Source organism: Alkalibacterium olivapovliticus, assembly GCF_003003275.1.
In the GTDB taxonomy this organism is placed as follows: domain Bacteria; phylum Bacillota; class Bacilli; order Lactobacillales; family Carnobacteriaceae_A; genus Alkalibacterium; species Alkalibacterium olivapovliticum.
This window is the reverse complement of the sequence record NZ_PVTO01000060.1, coordinates 1-2301: the sequence shown is the minus strand read 5'-3', so window position 1 is coordinate 2301 and position 2301 is coordinate 1. Positions and strand designations below refer to the sequence as shown.

At 30.4% G+C, this 2301-nt stretch carries 1 protein-coding gene; it reads left to right on the top strand.

The window, feature by feature from the left end:
* Window positions 1-173 precede the first annotated feature (173 nt).
* A complete protein-coding gene (locus tag CLV38_RS13450; RefSeq protein ID WP_106196485.1) occupies window positions 174-1343 on the top strand; it encodes an SAP domain-containing protein in 1170 nt (389 codons plus the stop codon).
* Window positions 1344-2301: the final 958 nt, after the last annotated feature.

The window sequence follows — 2301 nt, the reverse complement described above, 5'->3', positions numbered from 1 at the left end:
AGAGTCATCGAATGAAACATCGAGAAACAATTTTTGAATAAAAAAGTGCACAAAGTTATCTAGCAAAAAGTGCACAATTGTCCTTGACAGTTACAGAATTAAGTAAAACTGAAAGGAATGATTAAGAATAGATATGTTTGTCTACTAGATAACTCATCGAGAAGGAGATTATAATGAGACAATTTACATACAAAGAGATTAAAAAATATCTAGAGTACACTAATGAAAATATTATCCCTCTACAAGAAGTTCTAGGTAAATGTTTTATATGTGGTATACCACTTGATCAACTAGAACTTTCAGAAGGTCCAGAAAAGCAGGTTGTTTGTTTAAAAGACAGAAGCTATTTTGTTGAGTCATTTAACAGTTACGAAAACGCGGAAAGTGAACTAGAATTTCAACCTGAACTTTTAAAAAAAGATAACTTTGGTTTGATTCCTGGTGAAATCATCTTACTTGCTTGGTGTAGTGGCAAAAATACTGAAAAAAAGATTCCTCACTATTATAGAATTTATGCTGTTGATGTTGCTACATCTATTGATAAATTACTTAATAAAAACTTTTTGGAATATGGTAACTATCATGAGCAGCTCAATGCCCTGACAGTTCCACAGTTACGTGAATTACTAAAAGATAATAAAATCAAGTCTAAAGGAAGAAAAAAAGAGCTCGTACAACGACTATTAGATAACAACATACACCTTTCAAATATTCCTGAAGTTTTTAAGTTGACAGATGAGGGAGAGAAAATCCTTCAGTATAATGAACACATTGTATCAGCACATAAAGATAAATTTTTCCCAGTTTATATGGCTGCGAGATATAGGAAAGCATTCCAGTATCCAATCCGTTTCGAAGAATTGAAACTAGGTGTATTAGATATTTTAATTGAAGAATATACTAAAAATAATATGCTCTTTCAGCTTAGCGAATGTTTTGAAGTGAAAGGGCACCATTTAGAAGTTTACTACAAGAACTACGAACAAGCCCTTGTCTATTATCTATTACTGATAATAATCAAACTTTATGATTTAACTAGAAAAATTCGTTTTGGTATAACAAGAGTTGATTATAGCGATATAGATAGATTAATTACTGTAGGTAATATAGATAAAAAGAAATTTGATTATTTGTTTGACCGAGCTTTAAATTTAATTGATTTCGAGGGATATGATTTAGAGTTAATATTTTTGGACGAGATAGATGATCTTAGAGAGATTATTTATAATGCTGATTATATAAAGACTCAAGAATATATTGAAAAATATATTAATGGTGACTTTTATATAGAACATAGTCCTGTTAAACACTATATGCTAATTTCTGATATTAAAAAATATTGAACTATTGAATTTAACATCCTAAAGATAAAAAAATCATATTTTAGCTTAGGTGGCTAACTTCATTATAAGATTCAGCAATAAAAGGTATACATTAAATTTATTTCTGTCAATTATGTCTACGGTATTGATAGCTATATTTTTTCCTTTTTAGGATGAATCAAAACCTTGATTGTACACGATTCTATCTAATTTAGTGTAACTGACTGTCTATATGAGTACTTTTTGACCTTAAGTTACAAATTCTGCATTAATAATCAAATACTTTTAAGTTTCTGAACATGATTGCTAAGTAGCATATAACTAGTCTTATAGGGTTACTTCACTGTTTATTAAGTTATTCATGGCGAAAGAAGATACTTAACACTATATATAGTAGCAAGAAAAAAATAATAAAGTTTTTTACAGTAAAATCTCCCTACATAGCGGCATTTATAGCCATATGATAGGGGGGGTTTTTTGTTTTAGCACTACATGTTGTGTTCGGTTTAAAAAATATCAATATATCTAGTGTGTTGCTCTTGATTTTTTATTATTCTGCTTTAATATATAGAGTATAGAAGTAATGTAAACGGGTTTTCTGTGGGAAAGAGAGCTGAAGCCCGTGAAATATAACATAAAAGGTCTAAGCTTCTCGAAGGAGCTTAGACCTTGGATTTGTTCCAGACTTTGATGGTAGCTATTGCGTTACTATCTTTGTTGAACGACATCTTTAAACGCTAGACACACAAAAACACCATTCAAAGTGTTATCTGAGAATGGTGCTTCCTTACCTTATTACCTGTTACACACATTAACCATAGTTAAACCCATAGCTTTACTTCTATTATGAAACTCCTGTTGTGATGAACAGAGAGTTTCTTTTTGGTTCTTTGTCAAATAGTGTTGGTCATAGATTCATGTAGGAGGAAAGCCATCTGGCTTTCCTCTTTTTTTAAGCTGCATTTTGATTTTGTCTTGC